25 protein-coding genes, 1 pseudogene and 1 riboswitch are annotated in these 26,295 nt (G+C 69.9%); of the genes and pseudogenes, 19 read left to right on the forward strand and 7 right to left on the reverse strand.

Going from position 1 to position 26,295, the window contains the following annotated elements:
* The 3 genes from glyA to gcvT all read right to left on the reverse strand — a co-directional run bounded on the left by glyA (position 1) and on the right by gcvT (position 2,909).
* Entirely contained in the window at positions 1 to 1,266 is a 1,266-nt protein-coding gene (gene glyA / locus E4N62_RS33780) for a serine hydroxymethyltransferase (RefSeq protein ID WP_230220576.1), read from the reverse strand.
* 18 nt (positions 1,267 to 1,284) lie between these two features.
* Complete coding sequence (gene gcvH / locus E4N62_RS33785) at positions 1,285 to 1,662, reverse strand: glycine cleavage system protein GcvH (RefSeq protein ID WP_045562486.1); 378 nt, start codon at positions 1,660 to 1,662, stop codon at positions 1,285 to 1,287.
* 119 nt (positions 1,663 to 1,781) lie between these two features.
* Positions 1,782 to 2,909, reverse strand: coding sequence for a glycine cleavage system aminomethyltransferase GcvT (gene gcvT / locus E4N62_RS33790; protein WP_230220578.1), 1,128 nt, complete (start codon positions 2,907 to 2,909; stop codon positions 1,782 to 1,784).
* Positions 2,910 to 3,077: 168 nt separating this feature from the next.
* Positions 3,078 to 3,176: riboswitch (glycine riboswitch) on the reverse strand.
* Between the two features lie 212 nt (positions 3,177 to 3,388).
* Between gcvT and E4N62_RS33795 the strand changes: the two genes are divergently transcribed.
* From E4N62_RS33795 to E4N62_RS33840, 10 genes are all read left to right on the forward strand, one after another.
* The gene (locus E4N62_RS33795) at positions 3,389 to 4,066 is read left to right on the forward strand and encodes an AAA family ATPase (RefSeq protein ID WP_374117136.1); all 678 of its coding nucleotides are present in this window, start codon (positions 3,389 to 3,391) and stop codon (positions 4,064 to 4,066) included.
* Between the two features lie 74 nt (positions 4,067 to 4,140).
* Positions 4,141 to 4,917 carry an enhanced serine sensitivity protein SseB gene (locus E4N62_RS33800; protein ID WP_230220582.1) on the forward strand — a complete coding sequence of 259 codons (777 nt, stop codon included), beginning with the start codon at positions 4,141 to 4,143 and terminating at the stop codon, positions 4,915 to 4,917.
* A gap of 205 nt (positions 4,918 to 5,122) precedes the next feature.
* Entirely contained in the window at positions 5,123 to 5,878 is a 756-nt protein-coding gene (locus E4N62_RS33805; protein WP_230220956.1) for an enhanced serine sensitivity protein SseB C-terminal domain-containing protein, read from the forward strand.
* A gap of 575 nt (positions 5,879 to 6,453) precedes the next feature.
* A complete protein-coding gene (locus E4N62_RS33810) occupies positions 6,454 to 7,452 on the forward strand; it encodes an ABC transporter permease (RefSeq protein ID WP_230220584.1) in 999 nt (332 codons plus the stop codon).
* 57 nt (positions 7,453 to 7,509) lie between these two features.
* Positions 7,510 to 9,267, forward strand: a complete 1,758-nt coding sequence (locus E4N62_RS33815; RefSeq protein ID WP_230220586.1) for an ABC transporter substrate-binding protein — start codon at positions 7,510 to 7,512, stop codon at positions 9,265 to 9,267.
* Between the two features lie 69 nt (positions 9,268 to 9,336).
* Entirely contained in the window at positions 9,337 to 10,344 is a 1,008-nt protein-coding gene (locus tag E4N62_RS33820) for an ABC transporter permease (RefSeq protein WP_230220588.1), read from the forward strand.
* The gene (locus E4N62_RS33825) at positions 10,341 to 11,435 is read left to right on the forward strand and encodes an ABC transporter ATP-binding protein (RefSeq protein WP_230220590.1); all 1,095 of its coding nucleotides are present in this window, start codon (positions 10,341 to 10,343) and stop codon (positions 11,433 to 11,435) included. The genes E4N62_RS33820 and E4N62_RS33825 overlap by 4 nt, the downstream gene beginning before the upstream one ends.
* On the forward strand, positions 11,432 to 12,649 hold the full coding sequence (locus E4N62_RS33830; RefSeq protein WP_230220592.1) for an ABC transporter ATP-binding protein: 1,218 nt from the start codon (positions 11,432 to 11,434) through the stop codon (positions 12,647 to 12,649). The genes E4N62_RS33825 and E4N62_RS33830 overlap by 4 nt, the downstream gene beginning before the upstream one ends.
* 62 nt (positions 12,650 to 12,711) lie before the next feature.
* Positions 12,712 to 13,350: a trimeric intracellular cation channel family protein gene (locus tag E4N62_RS33835; protein ID WP_230220594.1), complete on the forward strand. Its 639-nt coding sequence runs from the start codon at positions 12,712 to 12,714 to the stop codon at positions 13,348 to 13,350.
* Between the two features lie 77 nt (positions 13,351 to 13,427).
* Complete coding sequence (locus E4N62_RS33840) at positions 13,428 to 14,282, forward strand: thioesterase family protein (RefSeq protein ID WP_230220596.1); 855 nt, start codon at positions 13,428 to 13,430, stop codon at positions 14,280 to 14,282.
* A gap of 130 nt (positions 14,283 to 14,412) precedes the next feature.
* Here E4N62_RS33840 and E4N62_RS33845 read toward each other — a convergent pair whose 3' ends face one another.
* Positions 14,413 to 15,039: a TetR family transcriptional regulator gene (locus E4N62_RS33845; RefSeq protein ID WP_230220598.1), complete on the reverse strand. Its 627-nt coding sequence runs from the start codon at positions 15,037 to 15,039 to the stop codon at positions 14,413 to 14,415.
* A 120-nt stretch (positions 15,040 to 15,159) separates the two neighbouring features.
* Between E4N62_RS33845 and E4N62_RS33850 the strand changes: the two genes are divergently transcribed.
* Complete coding sequence (locus tag E4N62_RS33850; protein WP_230220600.1) at positions 15,160 to 15,324, forward strand: hypothetical protein; 165 nt, start codon at positions 15,160 to 15,162, stop codon at positions 15,322 to 15,324.
* Between the two features lie 199 nt (positions 15,325 to 15,523).
* Here E4N62_RS33850 and E4N62_RS33855 read toward each other — a convergent pair whose 3' ends face one another.
* Positions 15,524 to 16,306, reverse strand: coding sequence for an IS630 family transposase (locus E4N62_RS33855; RefSeq protein WP_230220958.1), 783 nt, complete (start codon positions 16,304 to 16,306; stop codon positions 15,524 to 15,526).
* A complete protein-coding gene (locus E4N62_RS33860) occupies positions 16,195 to 16,665 on the reverse strand; it encodes a helix-turn-helix domain-containing protein (protein WP_230211441.1) in 471 nt (156 codons plus the stop codon). Before E4N62_RS33860 ends, E4N62_RS33855 begins: the two co-directional genes overlap by 112 nt.
* Between E4N62_RS33860 and E4N62_RS33865 the strand changes: the two genes are divergently transcribed.
* A complete protein-coding gene (locus tag E4N62_RS33865) occupies positions 16,664 to 16,948 on the forward strand; it encodes a DUF4190 domain-containing protein (RefSeq protein WP_230220602.1) in 285 nt (94 codons plus the stop codon). The genes E4N62_RS33860 and E4N62_RS33865 overlap by 2 nt on opposite strands.
* A gap of 106 nt (positions 16,949 to 17,054) precedes the next feature.
* Positions 17,055 to 18,224: a cysteine desulfurase family protein gene (locus tag E4N62_RS33870; RefSeq protein WP_230220604.1), complete on the forward strand. Its 1,170-nt coding sequence runs from the start codon at positions 17,055 to 17,057 to the stop codon at positions 18,222 to 18,224.
* 40 nt (positions 18,225 to 18,264) lie between these two features.
* Here the strand turns inward: E4N62_RS33870 and E4N62_RS33875 are convergent, their stop codons facing one another.
* Positions 18,265 to 18,984, reverse strand: a complete 720-nt coding sequence (locus tag E4N62_RS33875; RefSeq protein WP_230220606.1) for an N-acetylmuramoyl-L-alanine amidase — start codon at positions 18,982 to 18,984, stop codon at positions 18,265 to 18,267.
* Positions 18,985 to 19,043: 59 nt separating this feature from the next.
* On the opposite strand from E4N62_RS33875, the gene mnmA reads away from it, so the two are divergent.
* The 6 genes and pseudogenes from mnmA (at position 19,044) to ligA (ending at position 26,130) form a co-directional block, all read left to right on the forward strand.
* Positions 19,044 to 20,174 (forward strand): tRNA 2-thiouridine(34) synthase MnmA, encoded by a 1,131-nt coding sequence (gene mnmA / locus E4N62_RS33880; RefSeq protein ID WP_184899692.1) that lies wholly within the window; start codon positions 19,044 to 19,046, stop codon positions 20,172 to 20,174.
* Positions 20,175 to 20,575: 401 nt separating this feature from the next.
* Positions 20,576 to 21,319, forward strand: a complete 744-nt coding sequence (locus E4N62_RS33885) for a class I SAM-dependent methyltransferase (RefSeq protein ID WP_230220608.1) — start codon at positions 20,576 to 20,578, stop codon at positions 21,317 to 21,319.
* 14 nt (positions 21,320 to 21,333) lie between these two features.
* Positions 21,334 to 21,900 (forward strand): annotated as a pseudogene (locus E4N62_RS33890) (LOG family protein).
* Between the two features lie 80 nt (positions 21,901 to 21,980).
* Positions 21,981 to 22,670, forward strand: coding sequence for an SDR family oxidoreductase (locus E4N62_RS33895; RefSeq protein ID WP_230220610.1), 690 nt, complete (start codon positions 21,981 to 21,983; stop codon positions 22,668 to 22,670).
* A 209-nt stretch (positions 22,671 to 22,879) separates the two neighbouring features.
* Complete coding sequence (locus tag E4N62_RS33900; RefSeq protein WP_230220612.1) at positions 22,880 to 23,896, forward strand: methionine synthase; 1,017 nt, start codon at positions 22,880 to 22,882, stop codon at positions 23,894 to 23,896.
* Between the two features lie 14 nt (positions 23,897 to 23,910).
* The gene (gene ligA / locus E4N62_RS33905) at positions 23,911 to 26,130 is read left to right on the forward strand and encodes an NAD-dependent DNA ligase LigA (RefSeq protein ID WP_230220960.1); all 2,220 of its coding nucleotides are present in this window, start codon (positions 23,911 to 23,913) and stop codon (positions 26,128 to 26,130) included.
* The last annotated feature ends 165 nt before the right edge of the window (positions 26,131 to 26,295 follow it).

Consider the following 26,295-nt stretch of genomic DNA (forward strand, 5'->3'; position numbering starts at 1 on the left):
TTACTTCCCCAGCCCCGGGTACAGCGGGTGCTTGTCGGCGAGTGCCTTGACCCGGGTCTTGAGCGCCTCGGCGTCGTAGGCCGGCTTGAGCGTCTCGGCGATGACGTCGGCGACCTCGGTGAAGTCCTCGGCGGTGAAGCCGCGGGTGGCCAGGGCGGGCGTGCCGATGCGCAGGCCGGAGGTGACCATCGGAGGACGCGGGTCGCCCGGGACCGCGTTGCGGTTGACGGTGATGCCGACCTCGTGGAGGCGGTCCTCGGCCTGCTGTCCGTCCAGCTCCGCATTGCGCAGGTCGACCAGGATCAGGTGCACGTCGGTGCCGCCGGAGAGCACGTCGACACCGGCCTCGCGGGCGTCCGGTGCCGTCAGCCGCTCCGCGAGGATCCGCGCGCCCTCGACCGTGCGCCGCTGCCGCTCCTTGAACTCCTCGCTCGCGGCGACCTTGAAGGACACCGCCTTCGCCGCGATGACGTGCTCCAGCGGACCGCCCTGGAAACCGGGGAACACCGAGGAGTTCAGCTTCTTCGCGAACTCCTTCTTCGCCAGGATGATGCCGCCGCGCGGCCCGCCGAGCGTCTTGTGGGTCGTGGAGGTGACCACGTCGGCGTAGGGCACCGGGTTGGGGTGCAGCCCGGCCGCGACCAGACCCGCGAAGTGCGCCATGTCCACCCACAGATGGGCGCCGACCTCGTCGGCGATCCGGCGGAACTCCGCGAAGTCCAGCTGACGCGGGTACGCCGACCAGCCCGCGATGATCACCTTGGGCCGGTGCTCCTTGGCGAGGCGCTCCAGCTCCGCCATGTCGACCAGGCCGGTCGCGGTGTCCACGTGGTAGGCGACGACCTCGAACTGCTTGCCCGAGAAGTTCAGCCGCATGCCGTGGGTGAGGTGGCCACCGTGCGCCAGGTCCAGCCCGAGGATGGTGTCGCCGGGCTGGGCCAGGGCGAACAGGGCCGCCTGGTTGGCCGAGGCGCCCGAGTGGGGCTGCACGTTGGCGTACTCGGCGCCGAACAGCTCCTTCACCCGGTCGATGGCGATCTGCTCGGCGACGTCGACATGCTCACAGCCGCCGTAGTAGCGGCGGCCCGGGTAGCCCTCGGCGTACTTGTTGGTCAGGACCGAACCCTGCGCCTCCATGACCGCCACCGGAGCGAAGTTCTCCGAGGCGATCATCTCCAGGGTGGACTGCTGACGGTGCAGCTCGGCGTCGAGGGCGGCGGCGACGTCCGGGTCCAACTCGTGCAGGGGCGTGTTCAGAAGCGACATGCGTACGACCTCGTCTTCTCAGCCGGCGGTGTGGGCTACGTACTCGTCGGCGGAGAGCAGATCGTCCGGCTCCTCCGCGACGCGTACCTTGAACAGCCACCCGCCCTCGAAGGGGGCGGTGTTCACCAGCGACGGGTCGCTCACGACGTCCTCGTTGATCTCGGTGATCTCACCCGAGACCGGCGAGTACAGGTCGCTGACCGACTTCGTGGACTCCAGTTCGCCACAGGTCTCGCCCGCGGTCACCGTGGAGCCCACCTCGGGGAGCTGGGCGTAGACGACATCGCCGAGCGCGTTCGCCGCGAACTCCGTGATGCCGACCGTCGAGACGCCGTCCTCGGCGACCGACAGCCACTCGTGCTCCTTGCTGTAGCGCAGCTGCTGGGGGTTGCTCATGGCCTGAATTCTCCTGTACGCGAGGGTGTGGTGATGAAGGGGGGACTGCTGAAACCGCTGTTGAGCAGCGCGAAGGTGCCCAGTGTCACGCTCGGGCCGGGCGGCCGCGCGCCCAGTGTCTACTTCTGGCGCTTGTAGAAGGGCAGCGCCACGACCTCGTACGGCTCGTGGCTGCCCCGGATGTCCACGCCCACACCGGCCGTACCCGGCGTGGAGTGCGCGGCGTCGACGTACGCCATCGCGATCGGCTTGCCCAGCGTGGGGGAGGGGGCGCCGGAGGTGACCTCGCCGATCACCTGGCCGTCGGCGACGACCGGGTAGCCGGCGCGCGGCACCCGGCGGCCCTCGGCGACCAGCCCGACGAGGACGCGCGGCGGGGCGGAGACGGCGCGCTCGGCGGCCTCGGCGAGGGCCGCGCGCCCGACGAAGTCGCCCTCCTTCTCGAACTTCACGACCCGCCCGAGCCCGGCGTCGAAGGGCGTCAGCGCGGTCGACAGCTCATGCCCGTACAGCGGCATGCCCGCCTCCAGACGGAGCGTGTCCCGGCAGGACAGCCCGCACGGCACCAGGCCGACGCCCTCGCCCGCCTTCGTCAGCGCCTGCCACAGCTCGACCGCGTGCTCCGGCTTCACGAACAGCTCGAAGCCGTCCTCGCCGGTGTAGCCGGTGCGGGCGATCAGCGCGGGCACTCCGGCGACCGTGCCGGGCAGCCCCGCGTAGTACTTCAGGCCGTCGAGGTCGGCGTCGGTGAGGGAGGCCAGGATGCCGGGCGACTCGGGGCCCTGTACGGCCAGCAGCGCGTAGGCGTCGCGGTCGTCGCGCACCTCGGCGTCGAAGCCGGCGGAACGCTCCACGAGCGAGTCCAGCACCACCTGGGCGTTGGAGGCGTTCGCCACGACCAGGTACTCGGTCTCGCCCAGCCGGTAGACGATCAGGTCGTCGAGGATGCCGCCGTCCTCGCGGCAGATCATGGTGTAGCGGGCGCGGCCGACGCCGACGCTGCCGATGTTGCCCACGAGGGCGTGGTTCAGGAGGGCCGCGGCCTGCGGTCCGGTCACCGTGATCTCGCCCATGTGGGAGAGGTCGAAGAGGCCGGCCTTCGTGCGGACGGCGAGGTGCTCGTCCCGCTCGGAGCCGTAGCGCAGGGGCATGTCCCAGCCGGCGAAGTCGGTCATCGTCGCGCCGAGCGAGCGGTGCAGGGCGTCGAGCGCGGTACGGCGCGGTTCAGTGGTGGAGCTGCTGCTCATCGGATTCTGCTCCCAGTGCAAGACAGGCGACAGGCGAGGGAAAGTCCTCCCCATCTGTCATCGGAACCTGAGAGGTTCACCACGACCGTACGTACCGGTGGTCGTGACTTGCACCGTGGGTGGAGCCGGCCCCCAAAAAGAGAGGTACGGCCCGCTTTTCAGATGTGCCTCGCCCGCGCGGTATCTGGGCCTGAGAGATTCAAGGGAGGTACTTGCTCCTTCGGCGCCCCAGCGATCGACTGCTGGGAGCTCTCCCGCGCGGATTCAAGCGGCCGGTATGCAGTTGGCGCGGACATCATTGCACGCATCGACGCGGGGCGGCAGGGGGAGCTTCGAGAGGTGGGAGGCGACGGAGGGGAGCCGGACACAGCGGTCCGTAGCACTCTTGTGGCCATACGAGGACTGAACCAGGAGGGATCGGGCATTACCTTTTCTTTACGGTCTGTGGGGATGGGACGCCCATACCCCCGGGGAGGACGATCACGGTGAACAGGACCAGGGCGTACGCGACGACCTCGGGTGTCGCGATGCCCAAGCAGCCCATCGCACCGGCCGGTGCGGCCTGCGGCCCGTTCCCGAGGGCGGTCGTCCGCGACCTCCGGGGGCGGTCCGGGCGCAGTCCCCACGAGCTGTCCTTCGGGCCGGACGACCTGGTGGTCGTCACCGGGCTCCCCGGCAGCGGCAAGTCGACCCTGATGCGGCGGACCGTGCCCGGCACCCGCATCGATTCCCAGGACACGCGCGACCGCTTCGACGACCGCTTCGCCCGCCATCTGCCGTACGCCGTCTACCGCCCCTTCGTGCGCCTCGCGCACTACGCCGCGCTGCGACGCGCCCTCCGCTCGGGGGAGGGCGTGGTCGTGCACGACTGCGGGGCACAGGCGTGGGTGCGCAACTGGCTCGCGCGCGAGGCCCGCCGCCGGGGCGGCACGCTGCACCTGCTGTTGCTCGACGTCACTCCCGGCGAGGCCCGGGACGGGCAGCGGGAGCGGGGCCGGGGCGTCTCCCGGTACGCGTTCGCCCGGCACCGGGGGGCGATGACCCGGCTGCTGCGGGCGGTGGAGAAGGGGAGACTGCCCAAGGGGTGCGGGGCGGCCGTCCTCATCGACCGGGCCGCCGCCGATGTCCTGAAGCGGATCGACTTCCCGCGCTCCTGAGGGGCGCGCCCCCGCCCCGGGAGCAATTAAGGTGCAGGGACAACAGCATCACGGAGCAAAGCGGTAGGCAGCAGATGGACTTCCCGGCGGACTTTCCGGCACAGGCGTATCCCCATGGGCACGGCGGATGGCCCGGCAACGAGCTGGAGGAGGTGTTGTCCGCCTCGCTCGGGGTGCCCCAGGCCGGGGCGCGGATCGTGGAAGTGCTGGCCCGCAGCTTCGTGTGGGTGCCGCTGCCGGAGGGCGGCGGCCCGCAGAGCGGTCAGCTCGACCTGCCGACCATGGAGTTCGACGGGCAGGCGTATGTGCCGGTCTTCAGCTCCGAGGAACAGTTCCGGCAGGTCGTCGGCAACCACATGTCGTACACGATCGCCCCGGCCGTCGAGTTCGCGCGGGGTCTGCCCCCGCAGGTCGGGCTCGCCCTCAACCCCGACGGAGTCGTGGGCATCCCGCTGCCGCCGCCCGCCGTGGCCGAGCTGTGCCGGGCCGGCCGGACCTCGCTGGACGGAACGGCGAGCGGTGCGCGGGTCCGCCTCTTCGAACCGGACTGGCAGGACGACCCGGTGGACTTCCTGGCCGCGGCCTCCGCCGAGTTCGCCGGCACCGGAGTCGTCCTCTCCGCCCGCCGCTGCCTCGCCACCGTCGAGACCGCCGACCCCGTGATGTTCATCGGCGTCGAACTGGTCTCCTGGGAGGCGGACCGCTCCCTCCCCCTCGCCGCCCTCGGCCGGGTCCTCACCAAGGCCCCCGTCCCCTGGCCGGTCAACATGGTCTTCCTGGACGTGGCCCAGGACCCGGTGGGCGACTGGCTCCGCGAAAAGGTACGGCCCTTCTATCAGCAGGGGTACTGACCGGCGCCCTGAAGGGGCGCGGGACTGCGTCCATATGCGGCTCCGCCGTGTGGGCGCGACCAGCCACAACGAGCCCGCACCCCGCGACGCACGACAACCCCCCAGCCCTGATCGGCTCGACCAGCACACCACCTAAGCTGTTCCCAAAACCAAGGTCCAACACCGAAGGGCGGCCAACGTGAGCGGCAGCGGCAACGTCGAGCACATGCTGCGCCAGGTGACACCGGGGCGTTACGACGCCTACGAGGCACTGCTGCGTGCCGTCGCCACCCCGTCCTCCGGCCAGATCTGGATGCTGCTCTGGCACGGCCAGGCGGGCTCCCCGGACGCCCAGTACGGGAACATGGAGGTCGACGGGTTCAACTACGCCCCGTGCGTGACCTCCGCCCAGGAACTCTCCGCCAGTGGCTGGAACCGCAGTTACGAGGTGGTCGACGGCCTCGACGTGGCCCGCACCCTCTACCCCGACCACTACGGCCTCTGGCTCAACCCGCACGCGCCGGGCGGCGGCGTCGGCATCCCCTGGCTCGATCTGCGCCGGATCGCGACCGGCCTGGAGCGGCAGCCCGCCGGCCCCCTCAGACTGTCCGAACCGGCCATCGAGATCCCGCAGTTCTACGCCCTGCTGACACAGAACGCCCACCGCACGCCCGCCGTGCGCTCGCTGCGCCGCGCCTGGGTGCAGCCCGCGCTCGGCGCGCCGTACCTGGCCATCGGCCTCGACGTGTACGACACCTCGCCGCCGGCCGTCGACTCGGTGCGGGCGATGATGCAGCAGTCCGTCGGCGCGGTCCCGGACGGCCTGCCCGTCTCCACCGTCGCGATGTCCGACGAGTACGACCCGGTCGCCATGTGGCTGCGCGCGGGCGCCCGCCCCTTCTACGACCGCGAGGCCCACGCCGCGGCCCCCGCCCAGGCCCCGGCCGCCGGGTACGGCTACCCGGCCCCGCCCTCGTACTGACGCTCCCGGGCCTCCGCCGAGAGTGAGTGCTCTTCGCTCACGCACCGCTTCCCACAGCTGTGCTCTTCTGTGTTCACCGCGCGCTCCGGCGCCCCGACCGCCCTCACGGCTCCGGCGTGCAGGGCCCGCCGGGGGCATCGTTCGCACACTTGACCGAGCCCGCGAAGCGCCCGCGAGTTTGCACAAATGAAGGTCGGGGCGGTTTGTCGGGGTCCGGCGTGCACCCGGGGTGACGCGGATGCGCTCTCCGGTCTATGAGACGCGATCTTCTCCCTGACGCACTCTTCGCGCGTAGAGGGCTGCGGATGGCCATGGATTCCGGCGATTCACCCCGTATGCCCCGACTGTCTCTCGTTCGAGAGGCGCTACCCCGTGTTCGGATAACGGAATCCCCGGCGCCGCATCACGGTTGTGCATACTTTCCCCGCCAGATCTGGCGGGTGATCGCGACGACGTTGAAGACTCCCCCAGTCAGATGCGGGATCGACGGATCCCGTGATCGATGGAAAGTCGACAAAGCCGTAATCCACGGCGGGTGAAGGCCGGTTACCACCGGCGAGGAGGGTCGGGTCACTGTGACCGCACCGATCGAGACCACTGGGGCGCAGACCGACGCTCAGCCCGAAGCCGTGCTGGAAGGTGTCGAGGCGAAGAAGATCGAGGGCCGTTCGCTCGGCCAGATCGCCTGGACCCGCTTCAAGCGCGACAAGGTGGCGGTCGCCGGCGGCATCATCGTCGTCCTGCTGATCCTGATCGCGGCCCTCTCCCGGCCCCTGCAGTCGATGCTCGGGCTCGACCCCAACGCCTTCAACCAGGACCTGATCGACCCCAACACCTCCCTCCCCAAAGGTGACTTCGGCGGGATGAGCTTGGACCACCCGCTCGGCGTCGAGCCGAAGTTCGGCCGTGACATCCTCGCCCGCATCCTGGAGGGCTCCTGGGTCTCCCTGGTGGTGGCCTTCGGTGCGACGATGCTGTCCAACGCCATCGGCGTGGTGCTCGGACTGGTCGCCGGCTACTACGGCGGCCGGGTCGACACGATCGTGAGCCGGCTGATGGACACCTTCCTGGCGTTCCCGCTGCTGCTGTTCGCCATCGCCATCTCCGCGACGCTGCAGGGCGGCGCCTTCGGCCTCGAAGGGCTGCCGCTGCACATCACGGTGCTGATCTTCGTGATCGGTTTCTTCAACTGGCCGTACATGGGGCGCATCGTGCGCGGTCAGACCCTGGCGCTGCGCGAGCGGGAGTTCATCGACGCCTCGCGCGGGATGGGAGCGGGCGGCCCGTACGTCCTGTTCAAGGAACTGCTGCCGAACCTCGTCGCGCCGATCATCGTCTACTCGACCCTGCTGATCCCGACCAACATCATCTTCGAGGCGTCGCTCAGCTTCCTCGGGGTCGGGATCCAGCCGCCGCAGGCCTCCTGGGGCGGCATGCTCAACCAGGCGGTCGACTTCTTCGAGGTCGACCCGCAATACATGATCGTTCCCGGCCTCGCGATCTTCATCACGGTGCTGGCCTTCAACCTTCTCGGTGACGGCCTCCGGGACGCCCTCGACCCCCGCAGCCGCTGACGTCTGCGGTCTGTCGTCCCACACAACTGTCCAACTACGAAGGGGAAACCGACCATCATGCGAAGGTCAGCAATGGCCGCGGTCGCGGTTGCGAGCGCCGCCGGACTGCTTCTGTCCGCCTGCAGCAAGGCGGATGACGGCACGGACGACGCCCCCAAGGGCGCCGGCGCCAACGCCGCGACCAAGGGTGTCGTGAACGAGTCGACGGAGAAGGGCGGCACGGTCACCTACGCCAGCACCGACGCCCCCGAGTCCCTCGACCCGGGCAACATGTACTACGCGTACGGCTTCAACTTCAGCCGCCTCTACGCGCGTCCTCTGATGACGTTCAAGCCCGGCCCCGGCGAGAAGGGCAACGAGCTCGTTCCCGACCTGGCGGAGAGCGCGGGCACGCCCAGCGACGGCGGCAAGACCTGGACGTACAAGATCCGCCAGGGCGTCAAGTTCGAGGACGGCACCGTCGTCACCTCGAAGGACGTCAAGTACGCGGTCGAGCGCTCGAACTTCGCGCGCGACGTGCTCTCCTCCGGCCCCAACTACTTCCAGCAGCTGCTGGAAGGCGGGGACAAGTACAAGGGCCCGTACGAGGACAAGAACGAGGCGGGCATCTCCTCCCTCGAGACGCCGGACGACAACACCATCGTCTTCAAGCTCAACAAGCCCTTCGCCGACTTCGACTACCTGGCGAGCATGCCGCAGACGGCTCCGGTGCCGAAGGCCAAGGACACCGGCGTCGACTACACCAAGAAGGTCGTCTCCACCGGCTCGTACAAGTTCGAGAAGTACGACGAGGGCAAGCAGATAGTCCTCGTCCGCAACCCCGAGTGGGACGCCAAGACGGACCCGCTGCGCAAGCAGTACCCGGACAAGATCGTGGTGAACCTGAAGGTCAACAAGGCCACCATCGACAAGGACGTGATGGCCGGCGACACCATGATCGACATCCAGGGCACCGGTGTCGACGCCCAGACCCAGGCCCAGGTCCTCAAGAACAAGGACGAGCTGGCCAACACCGACAACGCGCTCGGCGGCCGTCTCGTCTACACGGCGATCAACACCAAGGTCGCGCCCTTCGACAACGTCGAGTGCCGCAAGGCCGTCCAGTACGCGATCGACAAGGTCGCCGTGCAGACCGCGATGGGCGGCCCGATCCGCGGCGACATCGCCTCCACCGTGCTGCCGACCGACGTCACGGGCTACGAGAAGGCCGACACGTACGCCACTGCGGACAACAAGGGTGACGTCACCAAGGCCAAGGAGCACCTGAAGGCCTGTGGCAAGGAGGGCGGCTTCAAGACCTCCATCTCCGCCCGTACCGACCGTCAGGGCGAGGTCGACGCGGCCACCGCGATCGTCGAGGCGCTGAAGAAGGTCGGCATCGAGGCCGACATCAAGCAGTACCCGTCGGGCAAGTACTTCTCGGACTACGCGGGCGTGCCCGCGTTCAACAAGAAGAACGACATCGGCCTGATCATGATGCAGTGGGGTGCCGACTGGCCCACCGGCTACGGCTTCCTGCAGCAGATCGTGCACGGCAAGGCCATCGGCGAGTCCGGTAACACCAACCTCTCCGAGCTGGACGACCCGGCGATCAACAAGCTGCTCGACGAGGCGATCGGCAACACCGACGAGGCCGCCCGCACCGCCGCGTACACCGAGGTCGACAAGAAGGTCATGGAGCAGGCCGCCATCGTGCCGCTGACCTACTTCAAGGTCCTGCTGTACCGCTCGCCGTACGCCACCAACCTGGTGTCGTCCTCGGCCTTCAGCGGTCAGTACGACTACCTCAACATCGGTGCCAAGGAAAAGAAGTAGCCCCGGAAGGCAGGTGAAGGCATTGGCGCCCGCGGGTGAGCACACCCGCGGGCGCCGGCGCCGGTCCTCGTGATCTCGTACATCATCCGCCGGACGATCGCGGCGGTGATCCTGCTGCTCGTCGTCACCGCGGTCACCTTCGGCATCTTCTTCATCCTGCCGAAGCTCGCCGGGCAGACGGTCGACCAGCTGGCACAGCAGTACATCGGCAAGAACCCCACGCCCGAGGACATCGCGGCGGTCAAGCGGAACCTGGGTCTGGACCTGCCGGTCTACGAGCAGTACTGGAACTTCATCAAGGGCATCGTCTCCGGTGCCACGTACGACCTCGGTCCCACCACGGTCCGCTGCGACGCGCCCTGCTTCGGCTACTCGTTCAAGGACCACCTGGAGGTCTGGCCGCAGCTCACCAGCCGCCTTCCGGTGACCATCTCCCTCGCTTCCGGCGCCGCCGTGCTGTGGTTGCTCGGTGGCATCACGGCCGGTGTCATCTCGGCCCTGAAGCCCGGGTCGATCTTCGACCGCTCCGCGATGGGTGTGGCGCTCGCGGGCGTCTCCCTGCCCATGTTCTTCACCGGTCAGCTGGCCCTGCTGCTGTTCAGCTACCAGCTGGAGATCTTCGGCAGAACGTACGTCCCCTTCACCGAGAACCCCTCGCAGTGGGCCAACACCCTCTTCCTGCCGTGGTGTTCGCTGGCGCTCCTCTACTCGGCCATCTACGCCCGGCTCACCCGCTCGGGCATGCTGGAGACGATGAACGAGGACTACATCCGCACCGCGCGGGCCAAGGGCCTGCGCGAGCGCAACGTGGTCGTCAAGCACGGTCTGCGGGCCGCGCTGACCCCGCTGGTGACCGTCTTCGGCATGGACGTCGGTCTGCTGCTGGGCGGTGCCCTCATCACCGAGAGCGTGTTCTCCCTGCACGGCATCGGTGAGTACGCGGTCCAGTCGATCAGCGCCAACGACCTGCCCCCGATCCTCGGGGTGACCCTGCTCGCGGCGTTCTTCGTCGTCTTCATGAACCTTGTGGTGGACCTGCTGTACGCCACGATCGACCCGCGGGTGAGGCTCTCGTGACCGAACTGTCCAAGACCGGGGCCGCCGTCGGCGAGCCCGCACGTGCCGGGGACGCCCCCGAGGCGTTCCTCGAAGTGCGCGACCTCAAGGTGCACTTCCCCACCGACGACGGCGTGGTCAAGTCCGTCGATGGCCTCTCCTTCCAGCTGGAGAAGGGCAAGACCCTCGGCATCGTGGGCGAGTCCGGCTCCGGCAAGTCGGTCACCTCGCTGGCGATCATGGGGTTGCACCGGCTCGGCGCGCGCGGCAAGAACGTGCGGATGTCCGGCGAGATCTGGCTCGACGGCAAGGAACTCGTCGGGGCGAGCCCCGACGAGGTACGCCGGCTGCGCGGCCGCGACATGGCGATGATCTTCCAGGACCCGCTGTCCGCGATGCACCCGTACTACAAGGTCGGCAGCCAGATCGTGGAGGCGTACCGCGTCCACCACGACGTCAGCAAGAAGGTCGCCCGCAAGCGCGCCATCGAACTCCTCGACCGCGTCGGCATCCCGGAGCCCCACAAGCGGGTCGACGGCTACCCGCACGAGTTCTCCGGCGGTATGCGCCAGCGCGCCATGATCGCCATGGCCCTGGTCAACAACCCGGAACTGCTGATCGCCGACGAGCCCACCACCGCGCTCGACGTGACCGTGCAGGCGCAGATCCTCGACCTGATCCGGGACCTGCAGAAGGAGTTCGGCTCCGCGGTCATCATCATCACGCACGACCTCGGCGTGGTCGCCGAGATCGCCGACGACATCCTGGTGATGTACGGCGGCCGTTGCGTGGAGCGCGGCCCGGTCGACCACATCTTCCACCAGCCCCAGCACCCCTACACCTGGGGCCTGCTCGGTTCGATGCCGCGCATCGACCGCGCGCAGACCGACCGGCTCATCCCGGTCAAGGGCCAGCCGCCGAGCCTCATCAACGTCCCCTCGGGCTGCGCCTTCAACCCGCGCTGCCCCTACGCGGACGTCCCCAAGGACAACATCACCCGCACCGAGCGCCCCGAGCTGCGCGAGGTCGGCGGCCGCCACTTCACCGCCTGCCACCTGTCGCAGGAGGACCGTACGCGGATCTGGACCGAAGAGATTGCGCCGAAGCTGTGAGCGAGACTGAGACCCGGGCCGCCGTGCCGGCCCCGCGCGCCGACGCCGACGAGAAACCGCTGCTCAGGGTCGAGGGCCTGGTCAAGCACTTCCCCATCAAGAAGGGCCTGCTCCAGCGGCAGGTCGGGGCGGTCAAGGCCGTCGACGGCATCGACTTCGAGGTCCGCCGGGGCGAGACCCTCGGCGTCGTCGGCGAGTCCGGCTGCGGCAAGTCGACCATGGGCCGGCTCATCACCCGTCTGCTCGAACCCTCCGGCGGGAAGATCGAGTTCGACGGCACGGACATCACGCACCTGAAGACCGCCGGGATGCGCCCGCTGCGCCGCGACATCCAGATGATCTTCCAGGACCCGTACGGCTCGCTGAACCCCCGGCACACCATCGGCACCATCGTCTCGGCGCCCTTCAAGCTCCAGGGCGTGGAGCCCGAGGGCGGGGTGAAGAAGGAGGTCCAGCGCCTCCTGGAGCTGGTGGGCCTGAGCCCGGAGCACTACAACCGCTACCCGCACGAGTTCTCCGGCGGTCAGCGCCAGCGCATCGGCATCGCCCGCGCGCTCGCCCTGAAGCCCCGGATGGTCGTCGCGGACGAGCCGGTCTCCGCGCTCGACGTCTCGATCCAGGCCCAGGTCGTCAACCTGATGGACGACCTCCAGGACGAACTCGGCCTGACGTACGTGATCATCGCGCACGACCTCTCCGTCGTCCGGCACGTCTCCGACCGCATCGCGGTGATGTACCTCGGCAAGATCGTCGAGCTGGCCGACCGGGACTCGCTCTACGCGGCGCCGATGCACCCGTACACCAAGGCGCTGCTGTCGGCCGTGCCGATCCCGGACCCGTCGCGCCGGGGCGCCAAGAGCGAGCGCATCCTGCTCAAGGGCGATGTGCCCTCGCCGATCGCGCCGCCGAGCGGCTGCCGCTTCCACACCCGGTGCTGGAAGGCGACACAGGTCTGCAAGACCACCGAGCCGCCGCTCGCCGAGCTGAAGCCCGGTCAGCGGGTCGCCTGCCACCACCCGGAGAACTTCGAGGACCAGCAGCAGCAGGACGTCGTCCTGCTGACGGCCGCGAAGGAGGCCGGCGAGCTGGTACCGGACACGGTGAAGAAGACGGAGACGCCGGAGGAGCCCGAGACGCCCGAGACGCCCGAGGAGCCTGAGGCGCCGGCGGGCCCGGAAGAGCCCGCGGCGTCCGAGGAACCCGGTAAAGACTGACGCCAGACGGTGTGCGCCTTGCATTGCAAGGCGCACACCTGTTTGCGGGGCAGAATGTACGGGTGTCCCCATACCCTCTCGACCTGATCGGCATCTTCGTCTTCGCCATCTCCGGCGCACTGCTGGCCGTCCGCAAGAACTTCGACATCTTCGGCATCGCCGTCCTCGCCGAGGTCACCGCGCTCGGCGGCGGGCTGTTCCGCGACCTGATCATCGGCGCCGTACCGCCGGCCGCCTTCACCGACCTCGGCTACTTCCTCACCCCGCTGCTCGCCGCCCTCCTCGTCTTCTTCCTCCATCCGCACGTGGAGCGCATCCAGACCGGCGTGAACGTCTTCGACGCGGCCGGACTCGGCCTCTTCTGTGTCGCGGGCACGACGAAGGCGTACGACTACGGCCTCGGCCTGACCGCCTCCGCCGCCCTCGGCCTCGCCACGGCCGTCGGCGGCGGTGTGCTGCGGGACGTCCTCGCCAACGAAGTGCCCTCCCTGCTGCGCTGGGACCGCGACCTGTACGCCGTGCCCGCGATGGTCGGTGCCGCGACGGTGGTCCTGTGCATCGAGCTCGACGCCCTCACCCCGCTCACCTCCGCCCTCGCCGCGATCGCGGCGTTCGTGCTGCGCCTGCTGGCGATGCGCTACCACTGGCGGGCCCCGAGGGCGTGGAACCGGCGGTCGTCGGCCGTGGAGGGGGAGGCGTAAGGGCCGAGGCGTAAGGGGCGAGGCCACCCCACAGCATAAAGCTACCGCTTAGTAATGAGCTGTTGTACGGTTCATCCATGCCCGAAGCAGCTTCCGTACAGGCCACCGTCGGCGACAGCGAGTTCGACCGGGACACCGCGGTCACCCGGCGGGTCCCCGGCGTCTACGACATCGACCTCTCCGCCGGCTGGACGATCATCGGCGCCGTCAACGGCGGCTATCTCCTGGCCGTCCTCGGACGCGCCCTCGCCGACGCGCTCCCGCACGACGACCCGTTCACGATCTCCGCGTACTACCTGACCGCGTCCCAGCCCGGCCCCGCGGTCGTCCGCACGGACGTCGTCCGCACCGGCCGGACCCTGTCGACCGGCCAGGCCTCCCTCTTCCAGTACGACGACGAGGGCCGCGAGATCGAGCGGATACGCGTCCTCGCCTCCTACGGCGACCTGGACTCCCTCCCGGACGACGTCCGGACGACGGCGAAGCCGCCCGCGATCCCGCCGATCGAGCAGTGCTTCGGCCCCCAGGACGCTCCCGGCCCCGTCCCCGGCGGCTCCGCCATCGCCGACAGGCTGTTCCTGAAGCTCGACCCGGCGACGCTGGGCTGGGCCCTGGGCGCACCCTCCGGCAAGGGTGAGATGCGGTCCTGGTTCGGGCTCGCCGACGGCCGTGACGCCGACCCGTTCTCCCTGCTCCTCGCGGTGGACGCGCTGCCGCCGACCGCCTTCGAGATGGGTCTGAAGGGCTGGGTGCCGACGGTCGAGCTGACCGCGCACATCCGGTGCCGCCCGGCGCCGGGACCGCTCCGGGTCGCCATCACCACCCGCAACCTCGCCGGGGGCTTCCTGGAGGAGGACGCCGAGGTCTGGGACAGCGCGGACCGACTGGTCGCCCAGTCGCGGCAGTTGGCGAGGGCCAGGCTGTCGGACTGAGTCGACGGTCTCCGGGTGCCGAACTCCTGGTGCCCAAGAGGCCCCCGAGCAGGGTTGATTCGATGAGGGCGCGCCCCGAACGCGGGGCGCGCCCTACCCGCGCGCGTGCGCGAACGCGCGCGGAGATGTGTCAGTCCAGCCAGTGGTGACAGCCGATGCTGATCAGCCGCATCCGTCGGCCCGCCAGCCGGGTCACCCGCAGGCGCTCCTCCTCCGGCTGGCCCTGGGCCTCCAGGAACAGCGAGGCGGTCATCAGCATCTGGTCGACGTACAGGCCCGCGAGCATCAGCCGGTCGTCGTCCGTCCACCCCGCGGTCTCCGGCCGCTTGGCCAGCTCGCCGCGCACCTCCTCGGCGAACCGGGTCAGTTGGCCCTGGATGGCGTCCCGCACCGGCTGGACCCCGCTGTGCCGTTCGCGCGCGATGAACCGGACGTGTGCGGGGTACCCGTCGACATGGCGGGCGATCAGCTCCACGGCGCGCTCGACGAGTTCGTCACTGTCGCCCACCGCCGACATCAGGTCCGCGAGCACGGGGTGCAGACTGCCGAGCACCTCCTCGACCAGCGCGACACCGAGGTCCGCGGTCGACCGGAAGTGCCGGTAGAACGCGGTGGGGGCGACGCCCACGGCGCGGGTGACCTCGCGAAGTCCCAGGCTGCTGAGGCTCTGCTCCTCCAGCAGGGCCAGCGCGGCGTCCATGAGCGCCCGCCGGGTCTTCTGCTTCTGCACCTGCCGGACGCCGAACGTGTGACTCATGCCATGCAGTTAACAACTGTTCTCCGTAATTGCAAAGCCGGGCAGCGCGCTAGACTCGGGAGTCAGTGAACAACTGTAACTACAACCGTTCACCCAACTGTCACGAGAGGCGTTCCCACGATGTTGTTCCTCGTCGCCGCACTTCTTCTGCTGGGTGTCGTCCTGGGCACCGTGGCTCACGTGCCGCCGGCCGTCTCGACCGTGCTGGCCGTCGGTATCGCCCTCTGGCTGGCGATCTTCGCGTACCGCGAGCGCCAATCCCGCCGCGGCCGCGGCACGCACTGACCGTCCGCCGCGACGGCCACCGCCACAGCGGCAGCCACCGCCACCGTCGAACGACCGTCCGCCGAGAACCCGTTGGGAGCAGATCGACCATGCAGCTCACCGCCGCACGTCAGCAGACCGGAACCACCACGTCCCGTCCCCGGGGCCGGGACGCCGACGGCATGGCCGTCGCCTCCTTCGTCCTAGTAGACTGTCGCGGCTAGTTTTTGGGATAGAGGTGGCGCAGTTTGATGCGTGCGTCGTGGGTGGTGAACTGCCAGTTCACCTGACGCTGGTCGGTGTTGGTGGCGTTCTGCCAGGCTGAGAGTTCGGTGTTGAGGGTGTCGAGGTCGCTGATCCGGCGGTCGAGGCATTGCCGGGTCAGTGCGGAGAGTTCGATCTCGGCGATGTTGAGCCATGACCCGTGCTTGGGCGTGTGGTGGATCTCGAGGCGTTGGGCCAGGGCGAATGCCTCTTCGGGTTCGAACGCCTCGTACAACGAGGCGATGTTGTGGGTGTTGAGGTTGTCCATCACCAGCACCACGGTCTCGGCGTCGGGGTAGTCCACGCTCAGTAACTGTTTGACCTGGCTTACCCAGTCGATCCGGGTCCGCCGGGACAGTGCCTGAACGCGACGCCACCCGCGCAGGGGTTCGACCCACACGAAGATCGAGGACGTGCCGCAGCGGATGTACTCGCTGTCCTGGCGGGCGTCGTGACCAGGGCGGGCCGGGAGTGGGTCGCGGGCATCGCCGAGGAGCTGGTAGGGCTTCTCGTCCATGCACACCACCGGACGTGCCGGGTCGTAGGGCCGGGCATAGACGGCCAGCACGTCTTCCATCCGGGCCGCGAACTCCGCGTTCGCCCGGGGTGGGATGGTCCAGCACTTTCTCAGGTGAGGGCGCAGTTCCGTTTTTTTAAGACCCGCCCGATGGTGGAGTGGTCCAGATCGGGGATGTCCTCGGCCAGCGCGACATGTTTCTCCAGCAGCCGCAGCGACCACCGGGTATGGCCCTGGGGTGGCTGTGAGCACGCCATCGCGATCAGCCGGGCTTCGACCTCGCCGGTCACCGGCGAGGGCACCGGTGGGAGGTCGCGCTTCTTCCGCGCGATCGTGGCGTGCACATCGCCACCGGTCTCGGCGAAACGCTTGGCGACCAGCCGTAACGTCTCACCGGAGACGCCGAGCCGGGCCGCGATCACCGCCTTGGGATCCACGTCTCCCACCGAGGTGTCCAGTGCTAGCAGTACACGCGCACGCATGATCATCGAGGCCCCACGAACACCCGTGGTGGTCACCCGGACCAACTCCTCACGATCCTGCGGTGTCAACCTGACCGGCCGCTTCTTCTGTGAACCCATGACGACAGTCCTGTCCGGCAAAAGGGAAGGAGGAACCCACCAGACACCAGCCTCCCAACCAGACACGCCACAACTAAGCAGCGACGCACTACTAGGCCTGCTGGGCCTCCTCGTGCTCAACCTCTTCCTCGGCCCCATCGCGATCGTCCTCGCGGCGGTGGCCCTCAAGCGCGGCACGACACGACGGGGCCGCGCCTTCCTGGGCCTCGGCCTGGGCGTCGCCGACCTGATCGTCCTCGCCACCCTGATGCAGACGACGAACACCGTCTCCTGGAGCATCTGACGGTCGAGGGCCGAGAGCGCGGCCAGGAGCACCAGGTGCTCTTACGGCCAAGTCCGGGCCGCACCGCTGAGGCCACCCGAACACGGCCCCGTAGAATCGGCTCACCATGGCTTACCTCGACCACGCGGCGACCACCCCGATGCTCCCCGAGGCGGCAGAGGCCCTGACCGCCCAGCTGGGCGTCACCGGCAACGCCTCCTCGCTGCACGCCTCCGGCCGCCGAGCGCGGCGCACCGTCGAGGAGGCCCGCGAGACCCTCGCCGAGGCCCTCGGGGCCCGGCCCAGCGAGGTGGTCCTCACCTCCGGCGGCACCGAGGCCGACAACCTCGCCGTGAAGGGTCTCTACTGGTCCCGCCGCGACGCCGACCCGGCCCGCACCCGGGTCCTGGCCAGTCCCGTCGAACACCACGCGGTCCTCGACGCCGTCCACTGGCTCGGCGACCACGAGGGCGCCACCGTCGAGTACCTCCCGGTCGACCCGTACGGCCGGGTCCACCCCGATGCCCTCCGCGAGGCCGTCGCCCGCAACCCCGACGACGTCGCCCTGGCCACCGTGATGTGGGCCAACAACGAGATCGGCACGATCATGCCGGTCCGCGAACTCGCCGACGTGGCGGCGGAGTTCGACGTCCCGCTGCATGCCGACGCGGTCCAGGCGTTCGGTCAGGTTCCGGTCGACTTCGAGGCCTCCGGGCTCGCCGCGATGACCGTCTCCGGTCACAAGATCGGCGGCCCGTACGGCATCGGCGCGCTGCTGCTGGGCCGCGAGTACAGCCCCGTACCCGTGCTGCACGGCGGCGGCCAGGAGCGCCATGTCCGCTCCGGCACTCTCGACGTCCCGGCCGTCGCCTCCTTCGCGGTCGCCGGCCGGCTGGCCGCCGAGCAGCGCGAGTGGTTCGCCCGGGAGATCGGCACCCTGCGCGACGCCCTCGTCGAGGCGGTCCGTACGGCGGTGCCGGACGCCGTGCTGGGCGGTGACCCGTCCCCCGCGGGACGCCTTCCGGCCAACGCGCACTTCACGTTCCCCGGCTGCGAGGGCGACTCGTTGCTGCTGCTCCTCGACGCCCAGGGCATCGAGTGCTCCACGGGTTCCGCCTGCACGGCCGGCGTCGCCCAGCCCAGCCATGTCCTCCTCGCCACCGGCACCGACCCCGACCTGGCCCGCGGCACCCTCCGCTTCTCCCTCGGCCACACCTCCACGGAGGCGGACGTCGAGGCGGTCGCGAAGGCGATCGGCCCGGTGGTGGAACGCGCCCGCACCGCGGGCCTGAGCTGAGCCGATCAGGCCCCGGAACCAGGCGCGGGACCGTCGAGGTTCAGGCCGGCGTGGACGCCCCGGTCTTCGCCGCCGCGCGCACCAGCTTCATGTAGCGGTCCCAGTCCCAGCCCTCTCCGGGGTCCGTGTGGTCCGTCCCCGGGACCTCGACATGGCCGAGGATGTGCTCGCGGTCGAGAGGGATGTCGTACCGCGCGCAGATCCGGGCCGTCAGCCGTGCGGAGGCCTCGTACATCTCGTCGGTGAAGTCCTCGGGCTTCTCGACGAAACCCTCGTGCTCGATGCCGACACTGCGCTCGTTGTAGTCGCGGTTGCCCGCGTGGTACGCCACGTCCAGCTCGCGGATCATCTGGGCGACATGGCCGTCCTTGCGGACGATGTAGTGCGCCGCCGCGCCGTGTGCCGGGTCCTGGAAGACCTTCACCGCGCTGTCGAAGCTGCCCTGGGTGACATGGATGATCACCATGTCTATGCCGAAGTCGTCCGGCCGGTCCGCCAGTCGCCAGTTCGCGTCCGACGCCGCCACCCACTTCGCACCCGTGTAGTCGACCTCGCCGTCCTTGCGCGGCTTCGCGACCCCCGGCACCCGCCACCACGCGCGCGTCAGCTCGTCCCGCGCCACCACGGCGGTACCGACGGCGGCCACGGCCGTGCCGATGAGCAGCGCGCGGCGGCCGACGCGGCGGTCCGCGTCCCCGCCGCCGGAGGCGCTCGCTCCGCCGCTCCCGGAACCGTTCTTCGAAGCCCTTCTCGTTCCCACGAGCTGTCAACGGATACTCGCGGGCTCCGGTTCCCGGCGCCCCGTACCCTGGAAGGGTTATGACTGAGATCTCGCAGCGCACCCGCCCCCTCCGTGTCCTCGCCGCCATGTCCGGCGGGGTCGACTCCGCCGTGGCCGCCGCCCGCGCGGCGGAAGCCGGGCACGACGTGACGGGCGTCCATCTGGCGCTGTCCGCGAACCCGCAGTCCTTCCGGACCGGCGCGCGCGGCTGCTGCACGATCGAGGACTCCCGGGACGCCCGCCGCGCCGCGGACGTCATCGGCATCCCCTTCTACGTCTGGGACCTCGCCGAGCGCTTCCGCGAGGACGTCGTCGAGGACTTCATCGCCGAGTACGAGGCGGGGCGGACCCCGAACCCCTGCCTGCGCTGCAACGAGAAGATCAAGTTCGCGGCCCTGCTCGACAAGGCCCTCGCCCTGGGCTTCGACGCCGTCTGCACGGGCCACTACGCCCAGGTGATCGTGCGGGAGGACGGCACGCGGGAGCTGCACCGCGCCTCCGACATGGCCAAGGACCAGTCCTACGTCCTCGGCGTGCTCGACGACCGGCAGCTCGCCCACGCCCTGTTCCCCCTCGGCGACACGGTGACGACGAAGGACGAGATCCGCGCGGAGGCCGAGCGCAGGGGACTGGCGGTCGCCAAGAAGCCCGACTCCCACGACATCTGCTTCATCGCCGACGGCGACACCCAGGGCTTCCTCGCCCACCGGCTGGGCCGCTCCGAGGGCGACATCCTCGACGAGTCCGGCAACGTCCTGGGCACTCACGAGGGCGCCTACGGCTACACCATCGGCCAGCGCAAGGGCCTGCGCATCGGTACGCCCGCCCCCGACGGCAAGCCGCGCTACGTCCTCGACATCTCCCCGGTGGACAACACGGTGACGGTCGGCCCGGCCGCCGCCCTCGACGTCGACGCCCTGACCGCGATCCGCCCCCGCTGGTGCGGCGCGGCACCCACCGGCCCCGGCACCTACACGGCCCAGCTGCGCGCCCACGGCGGCGAGACCGAGGTCCGCGCGGAGCTGGTCGACGACGAGCTCCAGGTCCGCTTCACCGAGCCGGTCCGGGGCGTGGCCCCCGGGCAGGCGATCGTCCTGTACGACGGCACGCGTGTGGTGGGGTCGGCGACGATCGCGTCGACCACGCGCGCGCGGGCGGGCGTGGTGTAGCTCCACGGCCACGATCGTCCCCCTCCGGGTAGCCGTCCGCGCGTGCGCGGCGCAGGCTGCTTGGTGTGCTCGTCGAGCCCAGCCGGAGGCCCTGACGGGCCGCAGGGGGGACGTAGGAGGCCGTGATGACAGCCATAGATCCGTCCGGGCAGCCGGGAAACCCGTCCGAGCGGCCCGAGAACCCCTCCGGGGGGCCCGAAAACCCCACCGGGCGGTCCGGGAACCCCTCTAGGCAGGCCGGGAACCCGTCCGAGCAGTCAGGGAACTTGGCCGAGCGGCCCGGGAGAGCGTCCGGGCAGGCCGTGGACCCGTCCGGGAGGGGTTCCGGACGCGGGCGTCAGTCCAGGAACCGGCGGAGTCTCACCCACCGCGTCCGCTACGCGCTGCGTCACCCCCGGCGCGTGCCCGCGCACGCCCGGCGGGTCGCGCGGGACACCTGGCTTCAGCTCAAGCACCGCGACCACATCTCCTACTACCGGGCCGTCATGGCCGCCGACACGGCGCGCAGCCCGGAGGCCGCCGTCGGGCACAACCCGTCGGTCGAGAAGTGGGAACGCATGGGCCGGATGCAGTTCGAGTACCTCCTGCGGCACGGCCTGGAGCCACGGCACCGGATGCTGGAGATCGGCTGCGGGAACCTGCGGGCCGGTCGGCTGTTCATCGACCACCTGGACACCGGCAACTACTACGGCATCGACATCTCGCCGGCCATCCTCATGGAGGCGCAGCGCACCCTCGCCCGAGAGGGTCTGCAGGCCAAGCTGCCGCATCTGGCGCTCGTCGCCGACCTCACCTTCTCCTTCCTGCCCTCCGGGTACTTCGACGTCGTCCACGCGCACAGCGTGTTCTCCCACTCGCCGCCGCACGTCATCGAGCAGTGCCTCGCCCACGTGGGCCGGGTCCTCGCCCCGGGCGGCTTCTTCGACTTCACCTTCGGCCGCACCGAGGGCGCCGAACACCAGGTGCTGCACGAGGACTTCTACTACCGGACCGAGACCCTCGTCGAACTCGCCCGCACATACGGCCTGTCCGCCCGCCTGATGGACGACTGGGAGGACCTGCCGCACCGCCAGTCGAAGATCCGCGTGACGGTGGCGGAGGAAGCCGGTGGACCGGCGGACCCCGATGTCGGTGCCGCCCCCTAACGTGGACGTATGAAATCTGTGTCTTCCTCTCCGCCGCCGACCTCGCCGACCGCTACACGGGCCCCGCGAAGGACTTCGCCAAGCTGATCGGCAAGGGCGGACACACCCTGGTGTGGGGCGGTTCGGACGTCGGGCTGATGAAGGTGGTCGCCGACGGTGTGCAGGAGGCGGGCGGCAGACTGCTGGGCGTCTCCGCCGAGTTCCTGTCGGCGAAGGCACGGCCCGGCACCGACGAGATGGTGGTCGCCCGGGATTTGGCCTGGGGGCACCTCCCACGCCCTTAAGGCAGTGGGGGAGCCAAGCGGCTGCTGCTGGAGAAGGCCGACGCGGTCGTCATCATGGTCGGCGGCACCGGCACGCTCGACGAGGCGACCGAGATCCTGGAGCTGAAGAAGCACGGCCACACCGAGATGCCGGTGGTCCTGCTGAACACCGCCGGTTTCTACGACGGGTTGAAGGAGCAGTTCCGGCGCATGGAGGACGAGGGCTTCCTGCCTCGCCCGCTCACCGACCTGGTCTTCTTCGCGGAGGAGCCGGTGGGGGCGATGGCTTATCTGGAGGAGAGCCGGGGCGTCGCCTGAGGCCGGGTGAGCGCGAGGCGGGGGCAGCGTGGGGCCGGGTGAGCGTGAGGGTGCGCCCCGGATGATGCGAGCATGACCGCATGGCTACTCATGTGATCACCGGGGCGGGTTCCGGCATCGGCGCGGCCGTCGCCCGACGGCTGCACGAGCGCGGCGACGACCTCGTGCTGCACGCGCGCGACGCGGGGCGGGCGAAGGAGCTGGCGGCTCAGTTCCCGGGGGCGCGGACCCTGGTCGGCGATCTGGCGGACCCGGACAAGCTGTCCTGGGCCTTCTCCCACCAGACCCTGCCCGACCGGGTGGACTCGCTGCTGCACATCGCGGGTGTGGTCGACCTCGGCGCGGTGGGCGACCTGACCCCGAAGACCTGGCGGCACCAGCTCAACGTCAACCTCGTCTCGCCCGCCGAGCTGACCCGTCACTTCCTGCCCCCACTGCGGGCCGCGCGGGGGCACGTGGTGTTCGTCAACTCGGGCGCGGGGCTCAACGCGCACGCGGACTGGTCCGCCTACGCGGCCTCCAAGCACGGGCTCAAGGCACTCGCCGACTCCCTGCGCTGGGAGGAGCACGGCAATGGGATCCGGGTGACCACGGTCTACCCCGGGCGCACCGCCAGTCCCATGCAGGCGAAGGTCCACCAGCAGGAGGGCAAGGAGTACGACGCCTCGCGGTGGATCGCGCCGGAGTCGGTCGCCACGACGATCCTCATGGCCCTGGACCTCCCCCGGGACGCGGAGGTGAACGACCTCACGGTCCGCCCCGGCGCCTGACAACTCGGGGGGTGCGTGTTTCGGCGGCGGGTGCGGGTGAGCGGGGCTTCTCGCGCAGTTCCCCGCGCCCCTAAAGGATTCAGGCCCTGCGGGCCTGAAAAAAGCCGGGGCGCAGCCCCGCTTTTTCAGGGGCGCGGGGAACTGCGCGAGAAGCCCCACCGGAGCCGCACCCGACAACGCGCCCCCAGCGGAGCCGTACGCTTCGGTGCGTGAGCGAAGACTTCAGTTTCGGCCCGGCCACCGGCGTGGGATCCATGCCGGGCGGGGACGCCAGAGAAGCCGCCAAGACAGTCACCGGCACCTTCGAGTGGCCGCAGACAGGCATGGCGCACCTCCCCGAACTCCCCGCCCGAGGCCCCGGCGCCGATATGATCGGCAGAACCGCCGGCCTGCTCGTCGAGCTGTACGCCCGCGTGGAACCCAGCGGCTGGCGCATCGGCGACCGCCCGGGCCGGGACACCAAGCGGGCCAGGTCGTGGCTGGGCGAGGACCTCGACGCGCTGGAGGAGTTCACCCAGGGGTACGAGGGCCCGCTGAAGGTCCAGGCCGTCGGCCCCTGGACCCTCGCCACCGCGCTGGAGCTGAAGAACGGTGAGGCCGCCCTCTCCGACCCCGGCGCCTGCCGCGACCTCGCCGGCTCGCTCGCCGAGGGCCTGCGCCAGCACCTCGCCGAGGTGCGGCGGCGCGTCCCCGGCGCCCGGATCGTGCTCCAGCTCGACGAGCCGTCCCTGATCGCCGTCCTGCGCGGCCAGGTCAAGAGCGCCAGCGGCTACCGCACCCACCGCGCCGTGGACCGCCAGCTCGTCGAGGCCACCCTCAGGGACGTCATCGGCGTCCACGCGGAGCACGGGCCCGTCGTCGTGCACTCCTGCGCCCCCGACGTACCCTTCGCGCTCCTGCGTCGCGCCGGTGCCACCGGTATCTCCTTCGACTTCACCTTGCTCACTGAGCGTGACGACGACATGATCGGGGAAGCGGTGGAAGGAGGCACGAAGCTGCTCGTCGGTGTCGTGCCGACCACCGAGGGGGCATTGTCAGAGGCTGCCGGTAGCGTCATGGGGGTCAGGACGCTGTGGCGCAGGCTGGGACTGCATCCGGGGCTGCTCGCGGAGGCGGTCACGGTCACTCCGACGTGCGGACTCGCGGGGGTCTCCCCGGCGTACGCACGCCGGGCGCTCGCCCACTGCGTCAAGGCGGCGAGATCCCTCGCGGACAACCCAGAGTGACGGAGGACAACACGGTGGCCGGCGACAAGGACGCACAGCCCACATCGGTGCCCGCCGAGGCGGCGGTGCCCGCCGAGGCCCGCGAGAAGCACGCGCGGCTCGCCGAACAGATCGAGGAGCACCGCTTCCGTTACTACGTGAAGGACGACCCGATCGTCAGCGACGCGGAGTTCGACGAACTCCTGCGCACGCTGGAGGCGTTGGAGGACGAGTACAGCGAGCTGCGCACCCCGGACTCGCCGACGCAGAAGGTGGCCGTCGAGTACGAGACCGACCTCGCCGAGGTCGAGCACCGCGAGCGCATGCTCTCCCTCGACAACGTCTTCGACGACGAAGGGCTCGCCGCCTGGGCCGAGCGCGTCGCCAAGGACGTCGGCACCTCCGACTACCACCTGCTGTGCGAGCTCAAGATCGACGGCCTCGCGGTGAACCTGACGTACGAGGACGGCAGGCTCACCCGAGCCGCCACCCGGGGCACCGGCCGGACCGGCGAGGACATCACGCCCAACGTCATGACGATCGCCGAGATCCCGCACCGGCTGAAGGGCGACCGCGTCCCTGGGCTCGTCGAGATCCGGGGCGAGGTCTACTTCCCGATGGAGGCATTCCAGGGCCTCAACGAACGCCGGGTGGCGGCCGGCGAGAAGCCGTACGCCAACCCCCGCAACTCCGCCTCGGGTTCACTGCGCCAGAAGGACCCCAAGGTCACCGCGACCCTGCCGCTGCACATGGTCGTCCACGGCATCGGCGCCCTGGAGGGCTTCGACGGCGGCTTCACCCGCCTCTCCCAGGCCTACGACCTCCTCAAGTCGTGGGGCCTGCCCACCGCCGAGCACAACAGCGTGGTCGACGACCTCGACGGCGTACGGGAGTTCATCGCCTACTACGGCGAGCACCGCCACTCCGTGGCGCACGAGATCGACGGCGCGGTCGTCAAGCTCGACGAGATCCGGCTCCAGGGCCGTCTCGGATCGACGGCCCGCGCACCCCGTTGGGCGATCGCCTACAAGTACGCGCCGGAAGAGGTCAACACCAAGCTCATCGACATCAAGGTGGGCGTCGGCCGCACCGGCCGGGTCACCCCGTACGCCCAGGTCGAGCCGGTCACGGTGGCGGGCTCCGAGGTCGAGTTCGCCACCCTGCACAACCAGGAGGTCGTCAAGGCCAAGAACGTCCTCATCGGTGACACGGTCGTCATCCGCAAGGCCGGGGACGTCATCCCCGAGATCCTCGGGCCGGTCGTGGCGCTGCGCGACGAGAACGAGACGCGTCCCTTCGTGATGCCGAGCGAGTGCCCGGAGTGCGGGACGCCGCTGCGCGCGATGAAGGAGGGCGACATCGATCTGCGGTGCCCCAACGCCCGTAGCTGTCCCGCCCAGTTGAGAGAGCGCGTCTCGTATCTGGCGGGCCGGGAGTGCCTGGACATCGAGCACTTCGGCGGTGTCGCCGCCGCGGCACTGACCCGCCCGCTGGAGCCGGCCGACCCGCCCCTGGTCGACGAGGGCGACCTCTTCGACCTCACCGTGGAGAAGCTGCTCCCCATCAAGGCCTACGTCCTGGACGCGGACAGCGGCCTGCCCAAGCACGACCCGAAGACGGGCGAACCGAAGGTCGTCACGGTCTTCGCCAACCAGAAGGGCGAGCCCAAGAAGAACACCCTCGCGCTGCTCCAGAAGATCGAGGAGGCCAAGAGCCGTCCGCTCGCCCGCTTCCTCAACGGGCTCTCCATCCGCCACGTCGGACCGGTCGCCGCCCAGGCCCTGGCCCGCGAGTTCCGTTCGATCGAGCGGATCGAGCAGGCCACGGAGGAGGAACTCACCGCGGTCGACGGGGTCGGCGCCATCGTCGCCACGGCGCTCAAGGAGTGGTTCGCCGAGGAGTGGCACCGGGAGATCATCCGTAAGTGGAAGGCGGCCGGAGTCCCCCTGGAGGACAAGGGCGCCGGCGAGGACGAAGGTCCCAGGCCCCTCGAAGGGCTGACGGTCGTCGTGACCGGCACACTCGAACACCACACGCGCGACGGGGCCAAGGAGGCACTGCAGAGCCGGGGCGCCAAGGTGACCGGCTCGGTGTCGAAGAAGACCTCCTTCGTCGTGGTCGGTGAGAACCCGGGCTCCAAGTTCGACAAGGCGATGCAGCTCAAGGTACCCGTCCTGAACGAGGACGGCTTCGCCGTCCTGCTCGAACAGGGACCGGACGCGGCCGCGGAAGTCGCGCTCCCGATCGAGGAGTAGGGGTTGAAGGTCACCCGTTCGGCGCATACCAGATGCATACGGGTGGCCGGTCGCATTCGGGCAACCGACACCGACCGCTGCCCGTGGAAGCCTTGTGCGGCCTACTGTTGAGATGTGCGCCTGCCGTGCCCGGACGCGTGGCGGGTTCTCGGACGCGGTGTCGCC

The sequence above is a fragment of the Streptomyces sp. MNU76 genome (genome assembly GCF_020982545.1).
GTDB lineage: Bacteria > Actinomycetota > Actinomycetes > Streptomycetales > Streptomycetaceae > Streptomyces.